Here is a 20,838-nt window from a genome sequence, read left to right as displayed (position 1 = left end):
ATGAGTAACGATAGTACACAAACAAAAACTCAGACCGAAACACATGCAGGTGGTGCTGCAATTACAGAATCGCTAAAGATTCAGCAACTATTTAAGTTAATGGTCGATAACGGTGGCTCTGATTTACACCTTACACCGGGAACGGCTCCAGCAATGAGAGTAAATGGTGATATTGTTAGGGTAAAGCTTCCGGCGCTAGATGCCTCGACAAGTAAAGCTTTGATTTATCAAATCTTATCAGAAGAGCAAAGAAACGAATTTGAAAAGAACTTAGAACTCGACTTGGCCTTTGGGATTAAAGGATTAGCTCGATTTCGTGCGAATATATTTTATTCTAAAGGTGGTGTAGCGGCCGTTTTTAGGTTAATTCCAAGTGCTGTACCAGATTTTAAAGCACTTAATCTTCCAAATGTTTTAATGGAGATGACAGATGTAACTAATGGTCTTTTCCTAGTTACTGGTCCAACTGGTTCCGGGAAGTCAACAACACTTGCGGCACTGATTAATCGTCTCAATGAAATTGAGCCTGCACATATTGTTACACTTGAGGATCCTGTTGAATTTGTTCACCCACATAAAATGAGTATTGTGAACCAAAGAGAAATTGGTCGAGATACACATTCATTTGAAAATGCATTAAAGGGTTTATTGAGACAAGATCCGGATATTGTGCTCGTTGGTGAGATGCGTGATGTTGAAACAATTGAAGCGGCTTTAACAATTGCAGAAACTGGTCACTTAGTTTTTGGTACTCTTCACACAAACTCATGTGTTCAAACAATGAATCGTCTTGTTAACGTTTTCCCATCTGATCAACAAGATCAGGTTCGAACTCTTTTATCTTTTGTTCTCCAAGGGATTGTTTCTCAGCAGCTGATTCCAAAAACATATGAGCCAGGTCGAGTGGCCTGCCTTGAAATCTTAAGACCAACTTCTGCCATTAGAAATCTAATTAGAGAAGATAAGATGCACCAAATTTATTCTCAGATGCAAATTGGACAGGATAAAACGGGAATGACAACCATGAATCAGGCCATAAAGAAGCATGTCGATTCAGGTGCCATTGATGTTGAAACAGCAATGTCTTATTCAACAAACCCAGAAGAGCTAGGTCCACAACTTGGTATTAAGGAGAGATAGAGTAAGTTATGCCACTATATAAATGGGAAGGACTCGATAAAAATGGAAAGAAAGCTAATGGTCAAATTCAGGCCAATAGCGAGAAAGATGCAAAGAAGCGTTTGCGCGCTCAAGGTAATCGTGTCCGAAAAATTATTCCACCATCAATTCTTGAATTTGATATCAATGCTTGGCTAATCGAAAAGGGAATAGGCTCGGCCTTTGGTGCAGCAGAATTAATGAATTTCACTAAGCGTTTATCAATTATGATTAATGCAGGTGTACCGATAATTTTATCATTAGAAATTATCTACAAATCTGAAAAAAATCCCGCTCTTAAAAATGCTATTAAAAATATTGCAACGGATGTTGCTGAAGGTAATACTCTTGCTGAAAGTATGCGTAAGCAGCAAGGATTTGATAATCTCTACTGTAACCTCGTTAAGGCAGGTGAAGTTGGTGGTATTTTAGATGAGATCTTATCAAAGCTAACTGAACATTTAGAAAAACAAGAGAAGATTAAAAAGCAGATTAAATCTGCTATGAGTTATCCATTAATTGTTTCTGGCATCGGTGCTCTCGTTGTTTGGGGTCTTATTACTTATGTTGTTCCTCAATTTACTTCGATGCTAACAGATACTGGTCAGGCCCTTCCCTGGATTACTCAATTTGTCATCGACACCTCTGATTTCTTCGGAGAATATTCTGGAAAAATGATTTTATTTGGAATTGCTGCTTCAATGTTTTTTACCTACTTTGTGAAAACACCACAAGGTAAGATTCTATTTGATAAGTTCTCCATGAATGTTCCAGCTTTTGGAAATGTAATTATTAAAGGAAGTCTTGCTCAGTTTTCAAGAACGCTTGCAACTTTACTTGGTTCAGGTGTGGCCCTTATTGATGCCTTAGAAATTTGTATTGAAACGATTGATAATAGTGTTATCTCAAATGATATCAAAACAGTACGAAAAAAGGTTGTTGAAGGTAAGACGTTAACTGAACCATTAAGTAAGATTGACTACTTTCCAGAAATGGTTGCTCAAATGATTAAAGTTGGTGAATCGACAGGTTCAATTGATCAAATGTTAGCAAAAATTTCTGATGTTTTTGAGGACGAGGTTAATGAGGCCATCACTGGAGCAACAAAGATGCTTGAGCCATTAGTGCTTGTTGTCTTAGGTGGGATTATTGGTGGAATTATGATCGCAATCTACTTGCCAATGTTTATGTCAGCAGGAGCTTAGTAAAAGACAAGAATTGTGGGCAAATTAGTTAATATTTATTGGTATGTTAACTATTTAAGTTGTTGATATTATATAAAATTAAGATTTTTTTTAGTTATACCGTAAAGTTATACTGAGGGATAAAATGGGTCTAAATTCCATTCATGAACTCAATAAACATTATTAATCTATCTAAATTAGATTAACGAGGAGAACAGAAATGAAATTTACACAGGAATTAAAAAACTCGAAGGGGTTTACCCTGGTTGAGTTGATGGTCGTTGTTGCCATCATCGGAATTCTATCTGCGGTAGCAATTCCAAACTTTAAGAAGTACCAAGCAAAAACAAAAACTTCAGAGGCTAAGCTTCAACTAGCAGCAATTTATTCAGCGCTTACATCACTTCAAACTGATTATGATGCATTCGCAGAATGTCTTGATTACGCAGGTTATGTTCCACCAACTCAAGGTAACTATTATGCAGTAGGTTTTGATTCAGCTGATGATGATAGAGGTGGACGTGCAATTGTTGATGCCAACTCTGGTACTGGTGATTGTACAGCTGATGCTATTTCAGGTGTTGCACAGAGAAAAAGTGTTGCCGGTAATAGTGCAACTCAGGCAAACTTAAGTGAAGTGACAGCTGTTGTATCTGCGGATGGTTCGACATTTGTAGCCGGTGCAATTGGTTATATCTCAGCCGACTCCGCTGCAGACATTACTGAAGCTGATAGTTGGACAATTAACGAAAACAAGTCTTTAATTCATACCAATACTGGTTACTAATTAAATAAATGTAAGGGGCCATCTAAGGCCCCTTTTTTATTTTAAGTTTTCTTCTTATTGCCTCTTTTAATTCTTCGTCTTTAGTTTCACGATAAATTTTTAAAAGTGCTTCTCTTTTCATATTGATATTACTTTTTCTTAATTTGGCATCTGTAATAAGACTGTCGATATTCTTAACTTTGTATGGATCAATTTCTTTGAGTTTTTTAAATTGCTCTAAGGACTTCTCATAGTTATTCAACTCAAAATGATAATTAAATGCAGAGTAGTACAGGAGGGAGGTATCATTTGAAAAATATGTTAAACCTTTATCAAAGAGAATTCTAGCTCCTTCAATATCATCTTTGATAATTGATAAATATATACCGCCCTGTAAGTAATTTTCGTAAAAAGTCGGATCAAGACTGGATATGAGCTTAAATCGATAAAAAAGCCAAGATCTTCTATCTCTCGGTGTATGAGAGGTATCTGCATCGAGTAGTGTTTTAGTCCAAATGAAACTAGAAATAAATCGGTAGTTTCCAAAGGAAAATATTTTGGTAATGGGTGCTGAAAACGTAGTGAATGACTCGGGATTATGTGGTTTCTTAAACTGAAGATAATTATTAATTGTTACAAGACAAATGATAAGTATTGTTGAAAAGATAAAGTTTGATATTACTGTTTTTTTCATATGCATTAATGATTATACTATTATTATAAAAATAAGAAAGGTTTCAAATGTTACAATGTACTAATATATCTAAATCATTCAAAAGAGACTTTTGGGCCAAAGAGTTTATTGCTCTTCGAAGTATTAACTTTGAGTTATCTCAAGGGAAGATCGTTGGATTTCTTGGAGCAAATGGAGCAGGAAAAACTACTCTGATAAAGATTATTTTAGGCTTTATTCGCCCAGACTCTGGAAGTATTAATATATTAAACAAAGATTGGCTTGATGAGTCAGTACATGCTCAAATCGGATATATGCCAGAGCGGCCTTTTTACTATCAAAACTTAACGGGTCTTGAATTTTTAGAATATTGTGGAAAGCTACAGAATATAAACAAGAACGATCTCGAAAAAAGTATTGATAAGTGGACAACAAAATTTAGAATTAAGTTTGCTCTTGATAGACAAATTAAAGGTTATTCTAAGGGGATGCTTCAAAGACTAGGCTTTGCTTCAGTTCTTCTCCATAATCCAAAGTTAATTATTCTAGATGAGCCGTTGTCAGGCCTTGATCCAGTAGGAAGAAAAGAGTTTAAAGATGTAATTAGGGAAGTTAATAAAGATGGCGTAAGTGTTTTCTTTTCCTCTCATATCGTTTCAGATGTTGAGGAGGTATGTGACGATGTCGTTGTTTTAGAAGATGGCGTGATTGTATATAATGGACCAATCAAGAAACTTGTTGAAGAAAACACAAGTAATGAATTTATCATAAAATACTATAATGAAGATAATTTAGAGAGTTTAGTAGTAAGTAGTACAGATAAGGATAAGAAAATGTATGAACTACTTAAACAAGGCATGAAAATCGAAAGAATTGAAAGAGTCTCTTCTTCACTAGAAGAAATTATTTATAGGTTAAATAAATGAGAAATATCATAACAATTTCTAAGTTTACTTTTAAAGATATTATTAAAAGTAGAGTGTTATATTTAACTTTATGGATCTCACTATTTATTTTGGTAATGAGCTATGTAACTTCTGAGTTTGCATATGGAAATATATTACGCGTTTCTATCGACTTTGGACTTGGTGGAGCTTCTTTAGCCGCAAATATTTTAGCAGTTTTTGTAGGTGTAAATATTCTCTCTGATGAAATAGAATCCCGAACAGTATATATTTCTCTGTCTCGTCCTGTTTCACGTGTAAGCTTCTTGATTGGTAAAATGGCCGGTGTTTCATCTGTCCTTGTTTTAGCTTCACTTCTTATTTTTAGTGTTTCTTTGATCCCATTCCTCTCAAGAGGCGGGGTAATTGATTATATGATAGTTCACTCATTGTTACTTGGTATTATTGAATCATTATTATTGTTTTTGATTGTATTATTCTTTAGTTTGATTACTTCAAAAGCTTTGAGTGTTATTAATACTGTAGTGATATATTTTATAGGACATGCTGTTACACATATATCGGAATTAACGTTTGTTAAAAGCAGGGAAGGGCTTAATTTCATCATTAAGATCTATAAGTTATTTCTTCCAGACTTAAACTTATTAAATTATAAACCATTTGTTTTTAATTCTGAGCTAGTTTCAAATAATATTCTTTTAAAAAGTTATGCCTATGGAATCTCTTATGTCCTAATTTTAGCTTTCATTAATTCCTTAGTCTTTAAAAACAAAGAGTTAGCATAATGATCCTCTTATATAAGATTTATGCTTTTATTTTTGGTGCAATGGTTGGAAGTTTCCTTAATGTGCTTATTTTAAGATTGCCTAAAGGTGAGAAATTCTTCGTTGATCGCTCAAGATGTCCAAAATGTGGATTTCAGTTAAAGTGGTATCATAATATTCCAATCATAAGCTATATTTTACTGAGAGGTAAGTGTGCAAGATGTAAATCAAGGATAAGTTTACAGTATCCAGTAATAGAATTATTAACAGCTGTGATATCTTTATTACTATTTGGAAATGAGATCTCACTCCATACAATTACATCCTATCTATTCTTTTTTACTATAGCTTGTTGCCTGCTAGTACATTTTGTAATTGATATCAGACATCAGATTTTACCTGATTCAATCAATATCTACTTGGGTGTAATTTTCTTTATACATGCAATATTTTTCTTTCCTATTCAGCATTGGCTTCTTGGAGGAATAATAGGTTTTGCAATACCTTACTTAATTACTTTTGTATTCTATAAGTTAAGAGGTGTTGTCGGTCTTGGTGGTGGTGATATCAAGCTATTTGGGGTTTTAGGAATTTATCTAGGTCCTTTGGGAATCATTCACAATATGTTATTTGCCTGTGTTTTTGGAAGTGTACTAATGCTACCTCTTTTAATCTTTAAAATTATTAAAAGAGACCAAGCGATTGCTTTTGGCCCATTTATAATTCTTGTTGCAGTGATACAAATATTCCTTCCGCACATTTTTGAAATGATGCTAAGAGTCGTACTCTTTTAAATAACTTCTTGAAATGACTGGACTGTGCAGAGTATAATAAAATAATACTTTTATAGGTCATGGATGAATAAAAATATAGAGATACAGGATGTTATATTCAAAATACGCGAGGCGGTCGGTTTAGTTCCAAAGGAATTAATAGGTGTCGATATTGGTCAAAGTTCAGTTAAGGTAAGTAAAATTACGACAAAGAACGATACTTATACCTTAACTAAATACGCGTCAGTTCCTCTTCCTGAAGCAACGATTATTGAAGATGAAATTCAAGATGAAGAAGCATTAAAAGATGCTTTAAGTGAAGCATTTGCAGAAGCAAAGATCACTGAGCCATATATCTGCCTCGGCCTATCTGGTCCAAATACAGTTATTAAAAAACTTCAGCTTGCCGGGGGCGAGGATGAAGAGCTAGAGGATCAAGTTACATGGGAAGCAGAACAGTATCTACCTTTTCCTGTCGAAGATTGTAATATCGATTGGTACGTAATTGGTGAGAATAGAGGTGGTGGTTTAGATGTAATTGTCTGCGCCATTAAAAAAGATGTGCTTGAATCATTTCGTTCCATTTTAACCTCTTTAGGTAAAGTCGTTAAAGTTGTCGATCTATGTCCTCTTGCAATTACTAATATATTTGAATTGGCCGGTGAGGAAAGTGAAGTTGATGATGAAGATGAAGATGAGGATGTGGAATCTGAAGTATTTGAAGGTACTTCAGCTGGAACATCTACTAAAATATTAATCCCATCACGACTGTTAATTGATATTGGGTCTCAAGCAACTATTTTTACAGTTTTGAAAAATGGTGTCCCAGTATTTGTAAAAGAGATTATTCTCGGTGGTGCAAGTATTACTGAAGAAATACAAAGACAGTTAGGTGTAAAATTTGCTGAAGCTGAAGACTTGAAAAAGATGTCAGCTGGAGGCGGAGTACCAGATGATGTCTTAATGATTATTAATGAAATTAATTCGTCTATTGTAAATGAACTTAAGAAAGCTCATGATTTCTACATAAATGCAACTTCTGATGATTCTTTAAAAGATATTACTGTCACAGGTGGATCCGTAAGGCTACCTAATCTATTGGAAGAAATACGAACTTCTTTTGGAGTCGATGTTAATGTATTAAACCCTTTTAATGAAATTGAATTTGATGAAAGTAAGTTCTCTGATGAGGAGTTAACTGATATGGCCCATGAAGGGGTTGTTTCGTTTGGTTTAGCAATAAGGGAGTTTCCTAAATGATAGAAATTAACTTATTAGAGAAAAAGAAACCATTCGAACTACCGGTTGTTCTAGGTGTTGACTTAAATCAAGTTAATAAGAAATCTCTAGTTATTGGCTATTTAATTTATTATATCCTAACGGGATATGTTGTACCTGGTTTCAAAGACGAGAACAAAGAGTTTCGTGCGCAGATTTCACAAGCTCGTAGTGAATATAATAAAGTTAAAAAAGAAGTGGATTCATATGGTTCCTTAAATGAAGTAATGAATGCATTTTCAAAAAGAATTGAAGAGCTGAAGTCTCGTGAAGAGCTTGTTGCGAAAGTTATGTCTAAAAAGTCTAACCCTTATAAGGTGTTAAGAGGATTATCTAGTTCGTTAAATGATGATATTTGGTTTAATCAACTATCGATAGATAAAGATCGTGTTATTAAAATTGAAGGAGAATCTATTTCATTCTCTTCAGTTGGTGACTTTGTTAATAATGTGAAGGAGTTAGAATACTTTATATCTAGAGGGAACTTTACTGGTGAAACTTTTGGAATGAAGGAACTTAAAGAAGTTCAAGACGAATTATATGGTGAAACAGTTACACTTCAGAGCTTTACAATTGAGGGTAAAATACAATCTTATGGGGATCTAAATTAATGCTATCAATTGTTAATAAGTTATATTTGTTATTAATTCTTTATGGTTGTTTCTTAACATATGAAGCATATAGTGAAATACAAATAGAAAGAGAAGCGTTGCAAAATGAAGCACAAAGTTTTGAAGCTAGGATTAATAAGAAAAAAAGAGAGCTCAAAAAGCTTAAAGATTATGAGAAGGATGTAGAGCGTAAAAAAGAAGAAATCGAGATAGTCGCTCAGAAGCTTGAAGAGACACAAAGAAGATTACCTAAAGATATTAGTGATAACGAGAGTATTAATTTAATTAAAAAAATTGGGGAGTCTCTAAAGATAAAAGAAGTACAGATTATCCCAAGTGGCCAAGAAGAGAATGGTTTTTATATTACAAAATTCTATACTTTCTCAGGAAAGGGGACATATCTTCAATTTTTATTACTTTTAGAAAATATTTCAAAACAGGAAAGAATTTTAAATGTTAGAGATATTAATCTAAGTAAAATATCAAAAACAAATAAGTCGAGATATGAAATTATTAATCTAGCAGCTACGATTGAAAGTTATATCTATAATTCTAATCACCGTGAAAATCGTGGAATTGAAGAGATTGAACGTCGTATTGAAGAAGAGAGTTCAAAAAAGAAAGTAAAACCTAAACGTAAAAAGAGGAAGAAATGATTAAAGTTTTAATGATAGCATTTCTATTCGCTCTACCTATAGTTGAGATATGTGCTCAATCTTTAGACCTGAATTCAGCTCGTAGTATTAGGGATCCCTTTAAAGTTAAATATCGTAAAAAGTTTGGACAAAAAAGAACTCGACGAGAGAAGTTTAAAGGCTTTACTAATAAATTATCAACAGACAATCTTCGAATTGATCGACTTCGTGTAACTGGGATCTTTATGGGTAAAAACCCAAGAGCAATAGTTACTGAAGTAGATGAGAAAGCGAATGAGAATAATGGTGCTGCTGCAGAGAAGCGTGAAGTTGTAATTATAAAAGAGGGAATGAAGATAGGACCAGACCAAGTAGAGGTTAAGGCAATTCTTCCTGGTGGTGTGGTATTAGTTGAGAAAATTATTAATGTATATGATGAGGAAGAATATTTAGAAACGATTCTACCACTATCGGATTGATATAACTTTTTAAAATTCAAAAATATGATAAGATAATTATATAACTATTTTACTTAGGATGAGTAAAAATGAAGAAAATAATATATGTAATAGTAGTCTTGTTTTCATTTGCAGCATTTGGTGCAAATTTAAATATGATAGACTTTCAACAAAAGAACGATCTCAGTTATCTAAATTTTAATTTTGATAATTCAGACTTCAAAATCAAAAAGTTTCAGATTGTAAAAGACAAGCAAGTTGTAATAGACATTGAAAATGCTGTTTCGACAGACCGTGTACTTAGAGCATTTGATACTTCTGAATTCTCCGGTAGTGTAGTTTTTGTTTCAGCCTTCAAGCAACCAGGAAATAAAAAACAAATACGAGTGATTGTTCAGTTACGAGATAATGTAAGGTCAAAGACTCAAACTTCGGGAAATACTGCTAGCGTAATATTTGAAAATCGTTATGGTGCTTTTGCTAGTACTTCTACAGAAGATAACAGTGTTGCAAGACTTGAAGACGATAAGGAAAACGAATCGGCCAAGGTTCTTAAACCGAAGTCGACAAGCTTAGAAGATATTCTAGAGAATCTAACTCTTTCTGGGCAAAAAAAGTATGTTGGAAATAAAATTACATTAAACGTAAAGGATATGAAGGTAAATGATATCTTAGATCTTATTGCAGATGCATCTGGATTTAATATCATAATGACAAATGAAGTTGCTGAGCTTCATCCACTTTCGTTAAATCTTGTAAATGTACCATGGGATCAAGCCTTAGATACCGTTCTTTCAATTAATAAATTGGTTGCAGAGAAGAACGGAGCTATCTTAACAATCAAAACGTTGGCACAAGCAACAGAAGAAAGAAGAAAAGAAAGAGATGCAAATCAGGTGAAAGCAGTAGCAGAGCCTCTTGTAACTAAAGTTCTACCGATCTCCTACTCAAAAGCTAAAGATCTTACTGGACTATTAAAGGATTATGTAACAGTAAATAGAGGATCTATTATAGCTGACGATAGAACTAATAATTTGATTATAAATGATACTCTAGAAGTAACAGAAAAAATCGCTAAGATAGTAAGTTTACTTGATCGACAAACTCCACAGGTTTTAATTGAATCAAAAATTGTTGAAGTAAACGAGGGATATCAGAAACAAATTGGTCTTCAAAATGGTCTTAACTTTGGTTATGATCCAGTTGGGCAAATACCACAGGCTACAGAGTTAACAGGAACCCCGAGTACAACAGCAATCTCTGGTCCTGGGTTAAGCTTTTCTAGTGCTCCTGCAGCAGGGGAAAATGCGAGAAACCTTTTGGGATTAAGCATTTCAAGATTTGGAAGATTATTCAATTTAGACTTTCAATTACAATTACTTGAAAGTGAATCGAAAGGGAAAATTATTGCAACTCCTAGAGTTGTAGCAAAAAATAATGTTAAAGCAGAAATTATTTCAACTGATACGACATCATTTGAAGAGCGACAAGGTACAGGTGAAGACGTTGTTATTACTTTCAAGGAAACATCTGTAGAGCTAAGTTTAGCAGTAACTCCTCAGGTTTCAAATGATGGTGCAATTGATCTTACTGTCGAATTATCAAAAGAACAATTTGGGACTGCGCCGGCCGCTGGAGCACCGCCTGATAAAGCGAAAAGAGAAGTTAAAACAAATGTACTTGTTGAAAATGGATCAACGATTGTACTAGGTGGTTTATATAGTTATTCAAAACTAGAAACACATTCAGGGGTACCTTATTTAAAAGACATGCCAATTGTTGGTTGGTTATTTAGAACTCCTTATAATCCACAAGTTTCAAAAACAGAGCTTGTTATATTCATGACTCCTCGTATTATCAATCAGGATCGTGCAGGACTTACAAGTAGTTTATAAATGAAAAACTATAAAACTCTTATAACAAAATATAAAACTCAATTAGATAAAGACCCTCGTTCGAGGGCCTTTGCTCCTCTTGCTGAAATCTATCGAAAAGTTGGAATGACTGATGAAGCATTACGAATCTTAAAAAGAGGAATTTCTTTTCATCCTAATTTCGGTGCAGCGATCATTATTTATGGTCAAATCCTACTTGAAGAAAATGAACTTGAAGAAGCTTATACAACACTAAAGCCTCAGTTGAATCTTAATGGTGACAACTTAAAGTTCTTAAAAACTTTTGCACAAGTTTGTTTTCGTAGAAATTTCATTCTTGAAGCTTTAAATACCTATAAGCGCGTTTTATTTATCTCTCCAAGAGATGAGGAAGCTAGTGAATTTGTTTCAAAATATGACAACTTTGATAGTCTAGAAGAAGAGGATCTTACTCAGCAGACTTTTGATATTTCCAATCTCGATAATGAAATCGAAAGCTGGAATACTTTAAGTCTTGTACCTAAAGAAGAACCAGAAGTTGAAGAAGTTATTGAGGAAGTACAAGAAACAAATACTCCTCAATTCTTTAGCCACACTTTAGTTGATCTGTACTTGAAGCAAGGTGCAAAACAAAAAGCAATTGAAGTCTTAAGTTCAGCACTGCAAGAAAATCCAGATGACCAAAAAATCAAGATGCGACTTGATGAGCTTCAGCATGAAAACGATGCTAGCACTGGCCATGATAGTTTAATGGCCGCTTTTGAAGCAAGTGCGAAAAAATTAGAAAGTAAGCCAAAGCAAGAGTTAGATAAACTCACAATGGCCTTTGATCTTTTTGATTCATATATCAAAAAAAGAAGTAGTGAAGTATTAAATGGATAAGTTTTTAGTAATAAATGGACCTAATCTGAACCTTCTCGGATCTAGAGAACCTGATATATATGGTAAGTATAGTCTTTCAGAAATTGAAGACTTAACTAATAAGAGACTTGAAAATGCTGGCCACAAGGTTGATGTCGAATGGTTTCAGAGTAATGGTGAAAAAGAGATTATTGAAAAAATCCAAGCAGCATCAAATGCTTCATACAAAGCAGTAATCATTAATCCAGCTGCTTTTTCTCATACAAGTATCGCAATCTTAGACGCGTTGCGCGTTCTCTCGTGCCCGGTTGTTGAAGTACATTTGTCTAATACTAATCAACGAGAGGAGTTTAGAAGTAATAAAATTACTGCAAAATCCTCAACAGCTGTGATAGAAGGTTTAAAAGAAAAAGGTTATTTTCTCGCTATTTTATCTCAACTAATTTAAAGGGTTTTTATGGAGTATCAAACTACTGATTTTAGAAAAGGTTTAAAAATGGAAATCGACGGCAAACCATATGTTTGCATCAAGTGTGATTTCACAAATCCAGGTAAAGGTTCAGCTTTTTATAAGTTAAGAATTAAGAATCTTGAAACTGGTGCAGTAATTGAGAGAACTTTTAAATCAGGTGTTGCTACTGGAGCACTAAAGCCAGATCTAGATGAAAAAGAAGTAGAATATCTTTATGCAGATCCAGATGGATTCAATTTCATGGATCAATCTACATATGAAACTATTCATGTAGCTAGTGAATATATCGATGATTCCGCTAATTATTTACAAGAAGGTATCAAAGTAGGACTACTTTATTATAAAGGTAAGCCTATTTCTGTTGAATTACCGAATTTTGTTGAATTAAAAGTTACAGAAACAGACCCTGGTCTTAAAGGTGATACAGCTCAAGGTGGACTTAAAAAGGCCGTTATGGAAACAGGTCTTCAAGTAAATGTTCCTCTGTTTATCAAAGAAGGAGAGATCCTAAAAATTGATACGAGAAGCGGAGATTACGTGGAAAGAGTAAACAAATAATTATCTTATAAAGGGCCATAAAAATGGCCCTTTTTTCTTAGATTTCCCCCCCATTTTTAAAAGGTAAAAAGTACGCTTAATATTATTAAATTTTATAATTTGATATAATAATTTTAGGTAGTTAGTAAAACTTTTGGCCGAGGTAGAGTGTCTAAATTAACGGAATTTCACATTCAATTGAATGAGAGTCTTCTATTGAAAAATTCGATTGAATTTAATTCATGGATCGATTCAATTTTAAAATACTATAAAAAGATTCCAATAGAAGAATTCAATATCTATAAGAATTTTTACTTAAAGAGTTTAGTTGAAATTATTTATGCAAATCAATTAGGCAAACTACATCGCTTAGATAAATTACAAGAAAAATTATTCCATAAACTATTTAATCAAAAAAAAGTTAATCGTCTCATTGAGTTAAAAGAATTATTTCAAAGGGTTGGTATTTCAACTACTGTTGAACTAGAGAATTTGATAAATAGTTTAATCTTTTTAAAATTTGATAATGAAGACAGATTAAGTACTTCAATTAATACTGCAATTTCAAATCCTGAAGTATATTTAAAATTTGAAAATATTAGAAAAACTCTTGTGGACAAGGTCGAACTACTTGATCCTTTAAACTTCATTGAAAATATCTTTAAAGTTATTCCAGTGATTTTTGAATCTAATGAGTGGAAGGATTTATTTTATAATTATGCACTTAATACTAATGATCAAGAGTTTGTAGACTCATTCAATTCAATTTTAGAAGATCACGAAGTTTATAAGAAGATAACGAAAAAAGAAAATAATACAAAGAAATCAACAACAGAAGTGAATATACATATGGACTCTTCTGATAAAGACAAGAAAGACTTTCTTGGAAGTATTGCCACTCTTCGCGAGAAATTGGTTGAAGGATGTGAAACCAAGCAGGAATATGTAAATACACTCTATGAGATTTCGTATAATTATAAAAAAATTGGTGCATTTGAAAGGTCTTACTTCTTTGCCGTAATCGTTAACCGTCTCCATCCTGGTTATCGCAATGTAGGAGATCTTCTAAAATAATGAAAGTAATGAATAAATTCCTCATTGTCTTTACCATTGTTTTCACGATTATTGGTGTCGGTGCTTGGAACTTTATTCAGTCTCAATATGTTTCCACTATCTTGAGTGAGTATATAAATAATAATCTAATCTCTAATGAAAATATCCAGTTGAAATTCTCAAAGGTTTCAGGGGGCTTCTTTCCTCCGCGTACAATACTAAACAATGTAAATCTAGTCGTTAAAGATGAAGTTGAGATACAGGTTAAGGATGTGTCAGCTGTTTTTTCTATTATGAGTTTATTCTCATCTGAGATTAAGTTTAGTCGTGTGTCTTTCGATGATGGGTATATTGTCTTAAATCAAATTAATACAGAAAAAGAAAATGACGAAAAAGATGACATTGGCCATTTTGAAAGATTAACTCAGATCACGAAGAAGCTTCCTTTTCAAATTAATCAAGTTCAAATCATGAACTCTGATTTTTATCTTGAACAAGCTGATGTGAATATTCCTATAAGCTTTCTTTCAATAAGTCCTTATGAGAGCAGTTTTGATATTGTTCTTGATATTGAGCGTTTTTATTGGAACGGCCTTACTGTCGATAACCTTTTTCTTGATGCCGAGATTGTTGAAGAAAGTATTAGGCTAAGGAATGCATACGTATTTGTTAAGGACTCAAAAATTACTGGTACAGGTAAGTATGAATTTAAATCGCGAAAGATAGATGCAGATATTGAATATCGTGTAAACTTTGATAGTTTCTATTCTTTACTTAAAAAACATAATTTAAATCTAAATGGGCTAGCTGAAGGGAAAGCAGACCTAACGGGTGATTTAAGTCTTCAAGGGCTGTACGTTAACGGTAATGTCGTTGGTGACAACATTAGCTCTGATTACGCTATTGCTGAGAAAGTAAATACGTATTTCACTTATCATAATAAATCTCTTGTGCTTAGAAAGTTAAAAGGTTCAGTGAATAAAGGAACATTCAAGTTATTAAATGATCTCACCTTAGACTTTAAATCAAAGAAAGTTGTGGCAACGAATACAAGTGTTGAATTAAGTAATCTTCATCTCAACGATATTCTATATTTTTTAGGTGATGATCTGGAAATGTTAAAAGGTCGAATTAACGGTGTTGTAAATTTAAAGATGAATGGTGGTGGCGACTTATTTATTACAGCAGATTCTTCAAGGCGCTTAAGTTTTACTAATCTTTCATTGAGGCCATCGAATACAAATATTCTTAATATGAAAGAAGGGAAAATTAATTCTTTATCAATTATTATTGATAATCGTTTTGCAATAGAAATTGATGCAAATATTAATAAATCGCACCTCTTAGCGAATGGAACTATTAAAGGAAAAGCTGTCGACTTTAATGTTGAGGGACGAGGGCTTGAATTATCAGACCTCGGTGGTGAGGTCGGCGCAATTGGTAGTGGCCGCGGTGATATTGATATAAGAATAAGCGGTAAAGACGAAGTCTTTATTGATGTCACATCTGAAGATGTTAATAACCTAAAAGTATATGACTATTTATTTGAAGGAGCATCAAGTGTTAAAGCTCGTTATTCAATAAATAGCAATAAGATATTCATTGATAGTATTTCAAATAATGTCAGTGGAAAAACTGATTTAAATGGTTTTGTCGATATTTCAAAAGGCTTACTTAATCTTGATTTGAAGTTTACAGAATTAGATATCGCTACTTCTAAAAGAAGATTAGATCCAATCTGGAAAGATATAAAACTATATGTAGAACCATTTGCTGGAATTTTTAATGGTAATGCAAATATCAGTGGTAGCTTCAATAATATTAAAACTACTGCAAATCTAACTTCTTCAAAAGTGAGCTTATATAACGAAGCAATGGATAATTTCGCGATAGAAATAGCCGTTGATAAAAATCAAATTGATGTTAAAAACTTATTCCTAAAGAAAGGGGTATCGAGTTTGTCATCTGATTTTGCCTATCGTTATGATAAAGGTTTTGATCGAGTCAATCTTGTAACTACTCCTATTAAGTTAAATGACTTCTTCAGATATAGAGATATCGGTCTAGGATATAATGGCTATTTTTCAATTAATTTAAATGCCAAAAGAGGTAAGAACTTTAAAGGGAATGGATCGGCATATTTAACTAGAACTAAAATTGGTAACGAGGAGATTGGATCTTCAGAGCTGGAATTTAAATTCACAGATAGTGTTATTGATTTTGATTCTCAGTTTTTAAATGGAGAAATTGATCTAGAAGGAATATTAGACCTTAGTAAACAATACCCTAAAGTTGATCTTAACTACGACGTCGATATTCCAAATTTAAGAACTTTTCTAAGTGTTATTTCTGAACATAATGCATTTAACAATCAACTAAATGGTTTTATGCAAATGGCCGGTCAAATTTCATACGACTTCAACTCTGATATGCCAGTTAGTGCAACTTCTATAATTAATCAATTTCATCTGAATAATTACGGAAGAGATCTTACCTTAAGAAGACCGACGCAAATTGAAATTGAACAATCAGAAATTAAAAAGTTAAACTTTCTACTAGAAGGTTCGGGGGGACGCTACTATGTCACAGGAACAGGTAACGTTGACAGTCGATTTGAACTTATACAAGAACTTGATATAAATTTAAGCTATTTAACATTACTCACAAGTGAGATTGAGCGAATACTAGGTAATATTAAAGGAAGGGGTATTATTTATGGTAATCGAAGAAATTACGATATCTCTCATTCTTTTTCTACTTCTGGATTTGGACTAAAGTTAAAATCCATCCCATTAGAGATAGCCAATGCAAATGGTATTGGTGCATATCGTGATAAGAAGATCCTAATAAATTCATTAAGTGGTGAATTAGGTTCAGGACGATTTGATCTTTCAGGTTATATTAAGGCGAATTTCCCGTTCCCTGAAGTTTATTTAAATGCTGACTATAGTGATGTTGGTTATCAAGTTGAATCTCGATCTCTCATAAATACAGACGGAAAGTTAAGCTTTTCAGGTAAAAGTTTTCCATACCTTGTTAAGGGAGATGTATTTGTAAACGGTGGTCTTGTTGAAAATGAGTTCAATGACTTTAAATCCACATCTGAATATAACAAAAGCTTAAATAAGTATATTACCCAAACAAAGAGGGGTATTCCCGACTTGATTAACTTAGATATCGATCTAAAGATCAAAGAAACTGTGCGTGTACGTAATCGACTTGCTGACCTTTTAGTTGCAGGTGATCTTTCCATAAAAGGACAATTCAATAATCCTGAAATGCAAGGACAGCTAATTATAGTTCCTGGAGTCAGTAAGTTTAAATTTAGAGGCAATGACTTTATCCTATCGGAAGGCGTAGTCTATTTTACAAGACAAGAAAATCTCGATCCAATAACTTTAAATCTTTTGGCAAACTCTACAATTGGACAATATGATATTGAGATGGGAATTACCGGTTCTGTCGAAGATATTTCAATTAACCTAGAGTCTAATCCATATTTAACTCGCGATAATATATTCTCGCTTCTCACTTTAGGAGTAACTTCAGACTTTTCGAAGAACTTAGAGGATAGTCAACGAACTAACTTAACAACGATTGGTATTGGAACCTTCTTAGTGGATCAATTAAATATTAATGAAGGACTTGACTCTGCTCTTGGATTAAAACTTAGTGTTCTTCCTGAATTTTCTGAAAGCTCTGATAGCCCGATTGAGGAAGCTACAAAGTCTGAACAATCTGTTAAAACTGCTACTAAGTTACAGATTACTAAAAAGGTTAACGAAAATATTGACTTAAAGTTTTCAAATACCTTTGATAGTGAGAATACAAGACAGTCTATTAATGTTGATTATAGTATAAGTGATAAGCTTTCGATTGAAGGTATTTTTGAAAGTGAAGATGATACAAATAATAAAGAAAGGACAGATGGTTCAGCTGGAGCCGATATAAAATATAAATGGTCATTTTAAAATTATTCATATTCACATTGTTTTGTTTTAGCACTTTTGCTGCTAAGACGATTCATATTGACAATGTCGATGTTGATTGTACTGGTCGCGAGGAATGTCTATTTATTATTGAAAGCTTCAAGAAATACGAAGGTAAAGACTTAACTCGTTCGGAGATTGAGTCAGCGGTACGCTTTGAGTTGAGCAAACCATATTATAAGTCTTTCTTTTATGAAATAAAAAATAACAATCTGAAAATTGTCGCAGTGACTAAGCCTAAAATATCTAAACTAAACGTTGTTGGAACTGATTCTGTCCTTAATCGTCGTATAAAAAATGAATTTACACTAAAAGAAGGTGATTACTACGATGCTATTAAAGTCGAAGAGGGACTTGAAAAAATTGGTGAGTCGTTCTTTAAGAAAGATGCAAAAGTTGGAACAGTTAAAACTAAACTTACAGAAGATGGGTTAAATTTAGAAATTACTTTAAATAAGAGTGGAATAAGGCTTTTAGAAATAATTAGTCTTGAGGGGATTGATGGTGCAAATCTTGATCAAGCTAAAAAGTTTTGGAATAGGATTAAAGGATCCTCTCTAGACTTCACAAATTATAAGAAGATGTTACAGGAGTACCGAAACCTTTTAATCACTGAAGGCTTTTGGTTATCAAATGTAAAAGAAGAATTACATGTCTTAAATACTGGAAACTATAAATTAGTTTTTAAAATAAAATTAGGCCATCGTTTTGGGATTAGTTTTTATAATAATAAACGCTTAAGTCACAATGAACTTTTTAATCATGTTAAGAAGTATATTCAGAATAATAAAGGCCGATTTGATGACATTTCATTGAATCGCCACTTAGTTAATTTTTATCGTGAGAATGGATACTATTATGCTAAATCTCAAATTAACGAAGCTAGAGGTAAGGACAGATTTGGTAATAGTGTTATAAACTTTTACATTACAATAGATGAAGGCCGAAAAGTTGAAATAACTAAAGTTAATTTCACTGGCAATAATTTCAAAAGTCTCGATGAATTAGAAAAAGCTTATTCTGAGAGTAATTCTGATTTATTAAAAGCCGATTATTTACATGAGAAAGGTCTTGAAGATGCTTCTGAAAAAATTAAAGAGATCTATGTTAAAGATGGGTTTATATTTGTAAATATTGAAAAACCTAAAATTGACTTCATTGATGGTGGTGATTCGGCCATTGTGTCCTTTTCAATTTCAGAGTCAGCACAATATAGACTGAGTAAAATAAATATTGAAGGTGTTGATGACAAAGAAGCAGTCTATTTTATTAAGGATGCACTTAAAAATAAGATTGGAAAACCATTTAATGTTGTTCATATCGATGAGGATCTCAAAGCTGCAATTAATACACTAAAGAGTCGAGGATTTTATTTCAGCTCATATTTAGAAAAGCGTCCTAAGAAGATTGTGACCGTAAATTCCGCTACTAATGAGATTGAGCTTAACTTAAAGTTCTCACTTGGAGTTAAAACATATCTTGGAAATGTTATCGTTACAGGTAATTCGAAGACAAAGGATGTTGTCGTTAGAAGAGAGCTACCTCTTAAAAGAGGGGATCTCGTCACACCAAGGGCGATGAATGAGTTTGTTAATCGCTTACGAGAGCTTGGCCTATTTTCAAATGTTAATATCTCATCATTTGTTGGTGAAGAAGTTTCGGAAAGTGAAAAGTATTTAAATTTTGTTATAAAAGTTACTGAAAAGGACTTTGGACAAGCAGAAATTGCTCCTGGGTTCCGAACAGATCTCGGTTTTAAATTTTCGACAATGATTGCCTACAATAATATCCAAGGGATGAATCGATCTGTTATTTTCAAAGCACAAACAAACTGGAGAACAGATTTTGACTATTTAGATGAGAGAAGATTTGATGAGTCAAAGAAGTTACTTGAGGGACTCGTGCAGTTTCAATTCATCGAACCATATCTCTTCTATGATTGGCTGGGCTCCAAACTAACTTTTAAAACAACAGTTAAGTTTGAAAGAAAGCGCTATTCAGATTTTGATGCTGATATTTACAGTATTGCCCCTCAACTTTATAAACAATTCTCTGATGTGCTCTCTACTAGTCTCACATACGAGTTTGATAATGTTAGGCAATTTGATGCCACAGATGAGATTGATGAAGATAAGTACTATATTGGGGCCATAAGACCTGAAGTCACTCTAGACTTTAGAGATAACTCATCAATGCCTAGAAAAGGTTCTTGGTTTAACTTCTCATGGGAGTTTGCAAATCCGTATCTTGGCTCTCAAAAAGAAAATGATCTAACAATCAACTATAATAAGGCGGTTATTAGAAATTATAACTATATCCCGTTGGGTGATATTACTCTAGCGACATCAATTACCCTTGGATATGAACATAACTTTTCAGATGATCTTATTACTGATGATAGTGGAAATATAATTATCGATGCTGATGGTAAGCCACAAACTTCAGGTTATATTCCACCTTTAAAAGTTTTTAGACTAATTGGACGAGACTTTCTGAGAGGATATAGTGATTTTGAAAGTGGACGATTATCAGATAATTCTTATATTACAGATACCACTGTAAGAGGTAATGCTTATTTATTTAATTTTAGAGTAGAGCCTCGTTATTATCTTGGTGACTATTCTGCTATTGCTATCTTCTTTGACGCAGGTCGCGTATTTGTTGATAAAATAGATGAATTTGAATTATTAAAATCTGTTGGCCTAAGTTTCAAATTATTCACCCCAATTGGTTCACTAGATTTTGATTACGGTGTTAAATTAGATCGAATCGGTGGAGATTCATTTGGCCGTTTTCACATAACAATTGGCCAATTCTAGCCATTCATTTAAAATCAGTAACTTATAG

At 33.1% G+C, this 20,838-nt stretch carries 18 protein-coding genes; 17 read left to right on the top strand and 1 reads right to left on the bottom strand.

Features of this window, described 5'->3' with window-relative positions:
• From VCM44_RS00490 to VCM44_RS00480, 3 genes are all read left to right on the top strand, one after another.
• Entirely contained in the window at positions 1-1,140 is a 1,140-nt protein-coding gene (locus tag VCM44_RS00490; protein WP_120404032.1) for a type IV pilus twitching motility protein PilT, read from the top strand.
• An 8-nt stretch (positions 1,141-1,148) separates the two neighbouring features.
• A complete protein-coding gene (locus tag VCM44_RS00485; protein WP_120404033.1) occupies positions 1,149-2,363 on the top strand; it encodes a type II secretion system F family protein in 1,215 nt (404 codons plus the stop codon).
• 199 nt (positions 2,364-2,562) lie between these two features.
• Complete coding sequence (locus tag VCM44_RS00480; protein ID WP_120404034.1) at positions 2,563-3,129, top strand: prepilin-type N-terminal cleavage/methylation domain-containing protein; 567 nt, start codon at positions 2,563-2,565, stop codon at positions 3,127-3,129.
• 22 nt (positions 3,130-3,151) lie between these two features.
• On the opposite strand, the gene VCM44_RS00475 is transcribed toward VCM44_RS00480, so the two are convergent.
• Positions 3,152-3,802 carry a hypothetical protein gene (locus VCM44_RS00475; RefSeq protein WP_334677742.1) on the bottom strand — a complete coding sequence of 217 codons (651 nt, stop codon included), beginning with the start codon at positions 3,800-3,802 and terminating at the stop codon, positions 3,152-3,154.
• A gap of 47 nt (positions 3,803-3,849) precedes the next feature.
• Between VCM44_RS00475 and VCM44_RS00470 the strand changes: the two genes are divergently transcribed.
• The 14 genes from VCM44_RS00470 to VCM44_RS00405 all read left to right on the top strand — a co-directional run bounded on the left by VCM44_RS00470 (position 3,850) and on the right by VCM44_RS00405 (position 20,810).
• On the top strand, positions 3,850-4,707 hold the full coding sequence (locus VCM44_RS00470; protein ID WP_120404036.1) for an ABC transporter ATP-binding protein: 858 nt from the start codon (positions 3,850-3,852) through the stop codon (positions 4,705-4,707).
• A complete protein-coding gene (locus tag VCM44_RS00465) occupies positions 4,704-5,471 on the top strand; it encodes an ABC transporter permease (RefSeq protein WP_120404037.1) in 768 nt (255 codons plus the stop codon). Before VCM44_RS00470 ends, VCM44_RS00465 begins: the two co-directional genes overlap by 4 nt.
• Positions 5,471-6,244 carry a prepilin peptidase gene (locus tag VCM44_RS00460; protein ID WP_334677741.1) on the top strand — a complete coding sequence of 258 codons (774 nt, stop codon included), beginning with the start codon at positions 5,471-5,473 and terminating at the stop codon, positions 6,242-6,244. Before VCM44_RS00465 ends, VCM44_RS00460 begins: the two co-directional genes overlap by 1 nt.
• A gap of 63 nt (positions 6,245-6,307) precedes the next feature.
• Positions 6,308-7,483 carry a type IV pilus assembly protein PilM gene (gene pilM / locus VCM44_RS00455; protein WP_334677740.1) on the top strand — a complete coding sequence of 392 codons (1,176 nt, stop codon included), beginning with the start codon at positions 6,308-6,310 and terminating at the stop codon, positions 7,481-7,483.
• Positions 7,480-8,112, top strand: coding sequence for a PilN domain-containing protein (locus VCM44_RS00450; RefSeq protein WP_120404040.1), 633 nt, complete (start codon positions 7,480-7,482; stop codon positions 8,110-8,112). Before pilM ends, VCM44_RS00450 begins: the two co-directional genes overlap by 4 nt.
• On the top strand, positions 8,112-8,768 hold the full coding sequence (gene pilO, locus VCM44_RS00445; RefSeq protein WP_334677739.1) for a type 4a pilus biogenesis protein PilO: 657 nt from the start codon (positions 8,112-8,114) through the stop codon (positions 8,766-8,768). The genes VCM44_RS00450 and pilO overlap by 1 nt, the downstream gene beginning before the upstream one ends.
• The gene (locus tag VCM44_RS00440; protein WP_334677738.1) at positions 8,765-9,226 is read left to right on the top strand and encodes a hypothetical protein; all 462 of its coding nucleotides are present in this window, start codon (positions 8,765-8,767) and stop codon (positions 9,224-9,226) included. Before pilO ends, VCM44_RS00440 begins: the two co-directional genes overlap by 4 nt.
• 68 nt (positions 9,227-9,294) lie before the next feature.
• Positions 9,295-11,100: a type IV pilus secretin PilQ gene (pilQ, locus tag VCM44_RS00435; protein WP_334677737.1), complete on the top strand. Its 1,806-nt coding sequence runs from the start codon at positions 9,295-9,297 to the stop codon at positions 11,098-11,100.
• Positions 11,101-11,961: a tetratricopeptide repeat protein gene (locus VCM44_RS00430; protein WP_114706142.1), complete on the top strand. Its 861-nt coding sequence runs from the start codon at positions 11,101-11,103 to the stop codon at positions 11,959-11,961. It abuts the gene before it with no gap.
• The gene (locus VCM44_RS00425) at positions 11,954-12,388 is read left to right on the top strand and encodes a type II 3-dehydroquinate dehydratase (RefSeq protein ID WP_334677736.1); all 435 of its coding nucleotides are present in this window, start codon (positions 11,954-11,956) and stop codon (positions 12,386-12,388) included. The genes VCM44_RS00430 and VCM44_RS00425 overlap by 8 nt, the downstream gene beginning before the upstream one ends.
• Before the next feature lie 9 nt (positions 12,389-12,397).
• Positions 12,398-12,970, top strand: a complete 573-nt coding sequence (gene efp / locus VCM44_RS00420) for an elongation factor P (protein WP_114706144.1) — start codon at positions 12,398-12,400, stop codon at positions 12,968-12,970.
• 195 nt (positions 12,971-13,165) lie between these two features.
• Positions 13,166-14,023: a hypothetical protein gene (locus tag VCM44_RS00415; RefSeq protein ID WP_334677734.1), complete on the top strand. Its 858-nt coding sequence runs from the start codon at positions 13,166-13,168 to the stop codon at positions 14,021-14,023.
• Positions 14,023-17,973, top strand: coding sequence for a translocation/assembly module TamB domain-containing protein (locus VCM44_RS00410; RefSeq protein WP_334677733.1), 3,951 nt, complete (start codon positions 14,023-14,025; stop codon positions 17,971-17,973). The genes VCM44_RS00415 and VCM44_RS00410 overlap by 1 nt, the downstream gene beginning before the upstream one ends.
• Entirely contained in the window at positions 17,961-20,810 is a 2,850-nt protein-coding gene (locus VCM44_RS00405) for a BamA/OMP85 family outer membrane protein (protein ID WP_334677731.1), read from the top strand. The genes VCM44_RS00410 and VCM44_RS00405 overlap by 13 nt, the downstream gene beginning before the upstream one ends.
• The last annotated feature ends 28 nt before the right edge of the window (positions 20,811-20,838 follow it).

This window comes from Halobacteriovorax sp. DPLXC-1 (assembly GCF_036903125.1).
GTDB lineage: Bacteria > Bdellovibrionota > Bacteriovoracia > Bacteriovoracales > Bacteriovoracaceae > Halobacteriovorax_A > Halobacteriovorax_A vibrionivorans.
Note: the sequence above shows the minus strand (reverse complement) of the source record. Positions and strands in the feature narration are given on the sequence as shown.

What these genes read in the sequence shown, in the direction of transcription:
- VCM44_RS00490 (WP_120404032.1), top strand. Translation starts at nt 1, where the DNA reads ATGAGTAACGATAGTACACAAACAAAAACTCAGACCGAAACACATGCA.
- VCM44_RS00430 (WP_114706142.1), top strand. Translation starts at nt 11,101, where the DNA reads ATGAAAAACTATAAAACTCTTATAACAAAATATAAAACTCAATTAGAT.
- VCM44_RS00465 (WP_120404037.1), top strand. Translation starts at nt 4,704, where the DNA reads ATGAGAAATATCATAACAATTTCTAAGTTTACTTTTAAAGATATTATT.
- VCM44_RS00475 (WP_334677742.1), bottom strand. Translation starts at nt 3,802, where the DNA reads ATGAAAAAAACAGTAATATCAAACTTTATCTTTTCAACAATACTTATC.
- VCM44_RS00470 (WP_120404036.1), top strand. Translation starts at nt 3,850, where the DNA reads ATGTTACAATGTACTAATATATCTAAATCATTCAAAAGAGACTTTTGG.
- VCM44_RS00410 (WP_334677733.1), top strand. Translation starts at nt 14,023, where the DNA reads ATGAAAGTAATGAATAAATTCCTCATTGTCTTTACCATTGTTTTCACG.
- pilM (WP_334677740.1), top strand. Translation starts at nt 6,308, where the DNA reads ATGAATAAAAATATAGAGATACAGGATGTTATATTCAAAATACGCGAG.
- VCM44_RS00480 (WP_120404034.1), top strand. Translation starts at nt 2,563, where the DNA reads ATGAAATTTACACAGGAATTAAAAAACTCGAAGGGGTTTACCCTGGTT.
- VCM44_RS00440 (WP_334677738.1), top strand. Translation starts at nt 8,765, where the DNA reads ATGATTAAAGTTTTAATGATAGCATTTCTATTCGCTCTACCTATAGTT.
- VCM44_RS00460 (WP_334677741.1), top strand. Translation starts at nt 5,471, where the DNA reads ATGATCCTCTTATATAAGATTTATGCTTTTATTTTTGGTGCAATGGTT.
- VCM44_RS00450 (WP_120404040.1), top strand. Translation starts at nt 7,480, where the DNA reads ATGATAGAAATTAACTTATTAGAGAAAAAGAAACCATTCGAACTACCG.
- pilQ (WP_334677737.1), top strand. Translation starts at nt 9,295, where the DNA reads ATGAAGAAAATAATATATGTAATAGTAGTCTTGTTTTCATTTGCAGCA.
- VCM44_RS00485 (WP_120404033.1), top strand. Translation starts at nt 1,149, where the DNA reads ATGCCACTATATAAATGGGAAGGACTCGATAAAAATGGAAAGAAAGCT.
- efp (WP_114706144.1), top strand. Translation starts at nt 12,398, where the DNA reads ATGGAGTATCAAACTACTGATTTTAGAAAAGGTTTAAAAATGGAAATC.
- VCM44_RS00425 (WP_334677736.1), top strand. Translation starts at nt 11,954, where the DNA reads ATGGATAAGTTTTTAGTAATAAATGGACCTAATCTGAACCTTCTCGGA.
- VCM44_RS00405 (WP_334677731.1), top strand. Translation starts at nt 17,961, where the DNA reads ATGGTCATTTTAAAATTATTCATATTCACATTGTTTTGTTTTAGCACT.
- pilO (WP_334677739.1), top strand. Translation starts at nt 8,112, where the DNA reads ATGCTATCAATTGTTAATAAGTTATATTTGTTATTAATTCTTTATGGT.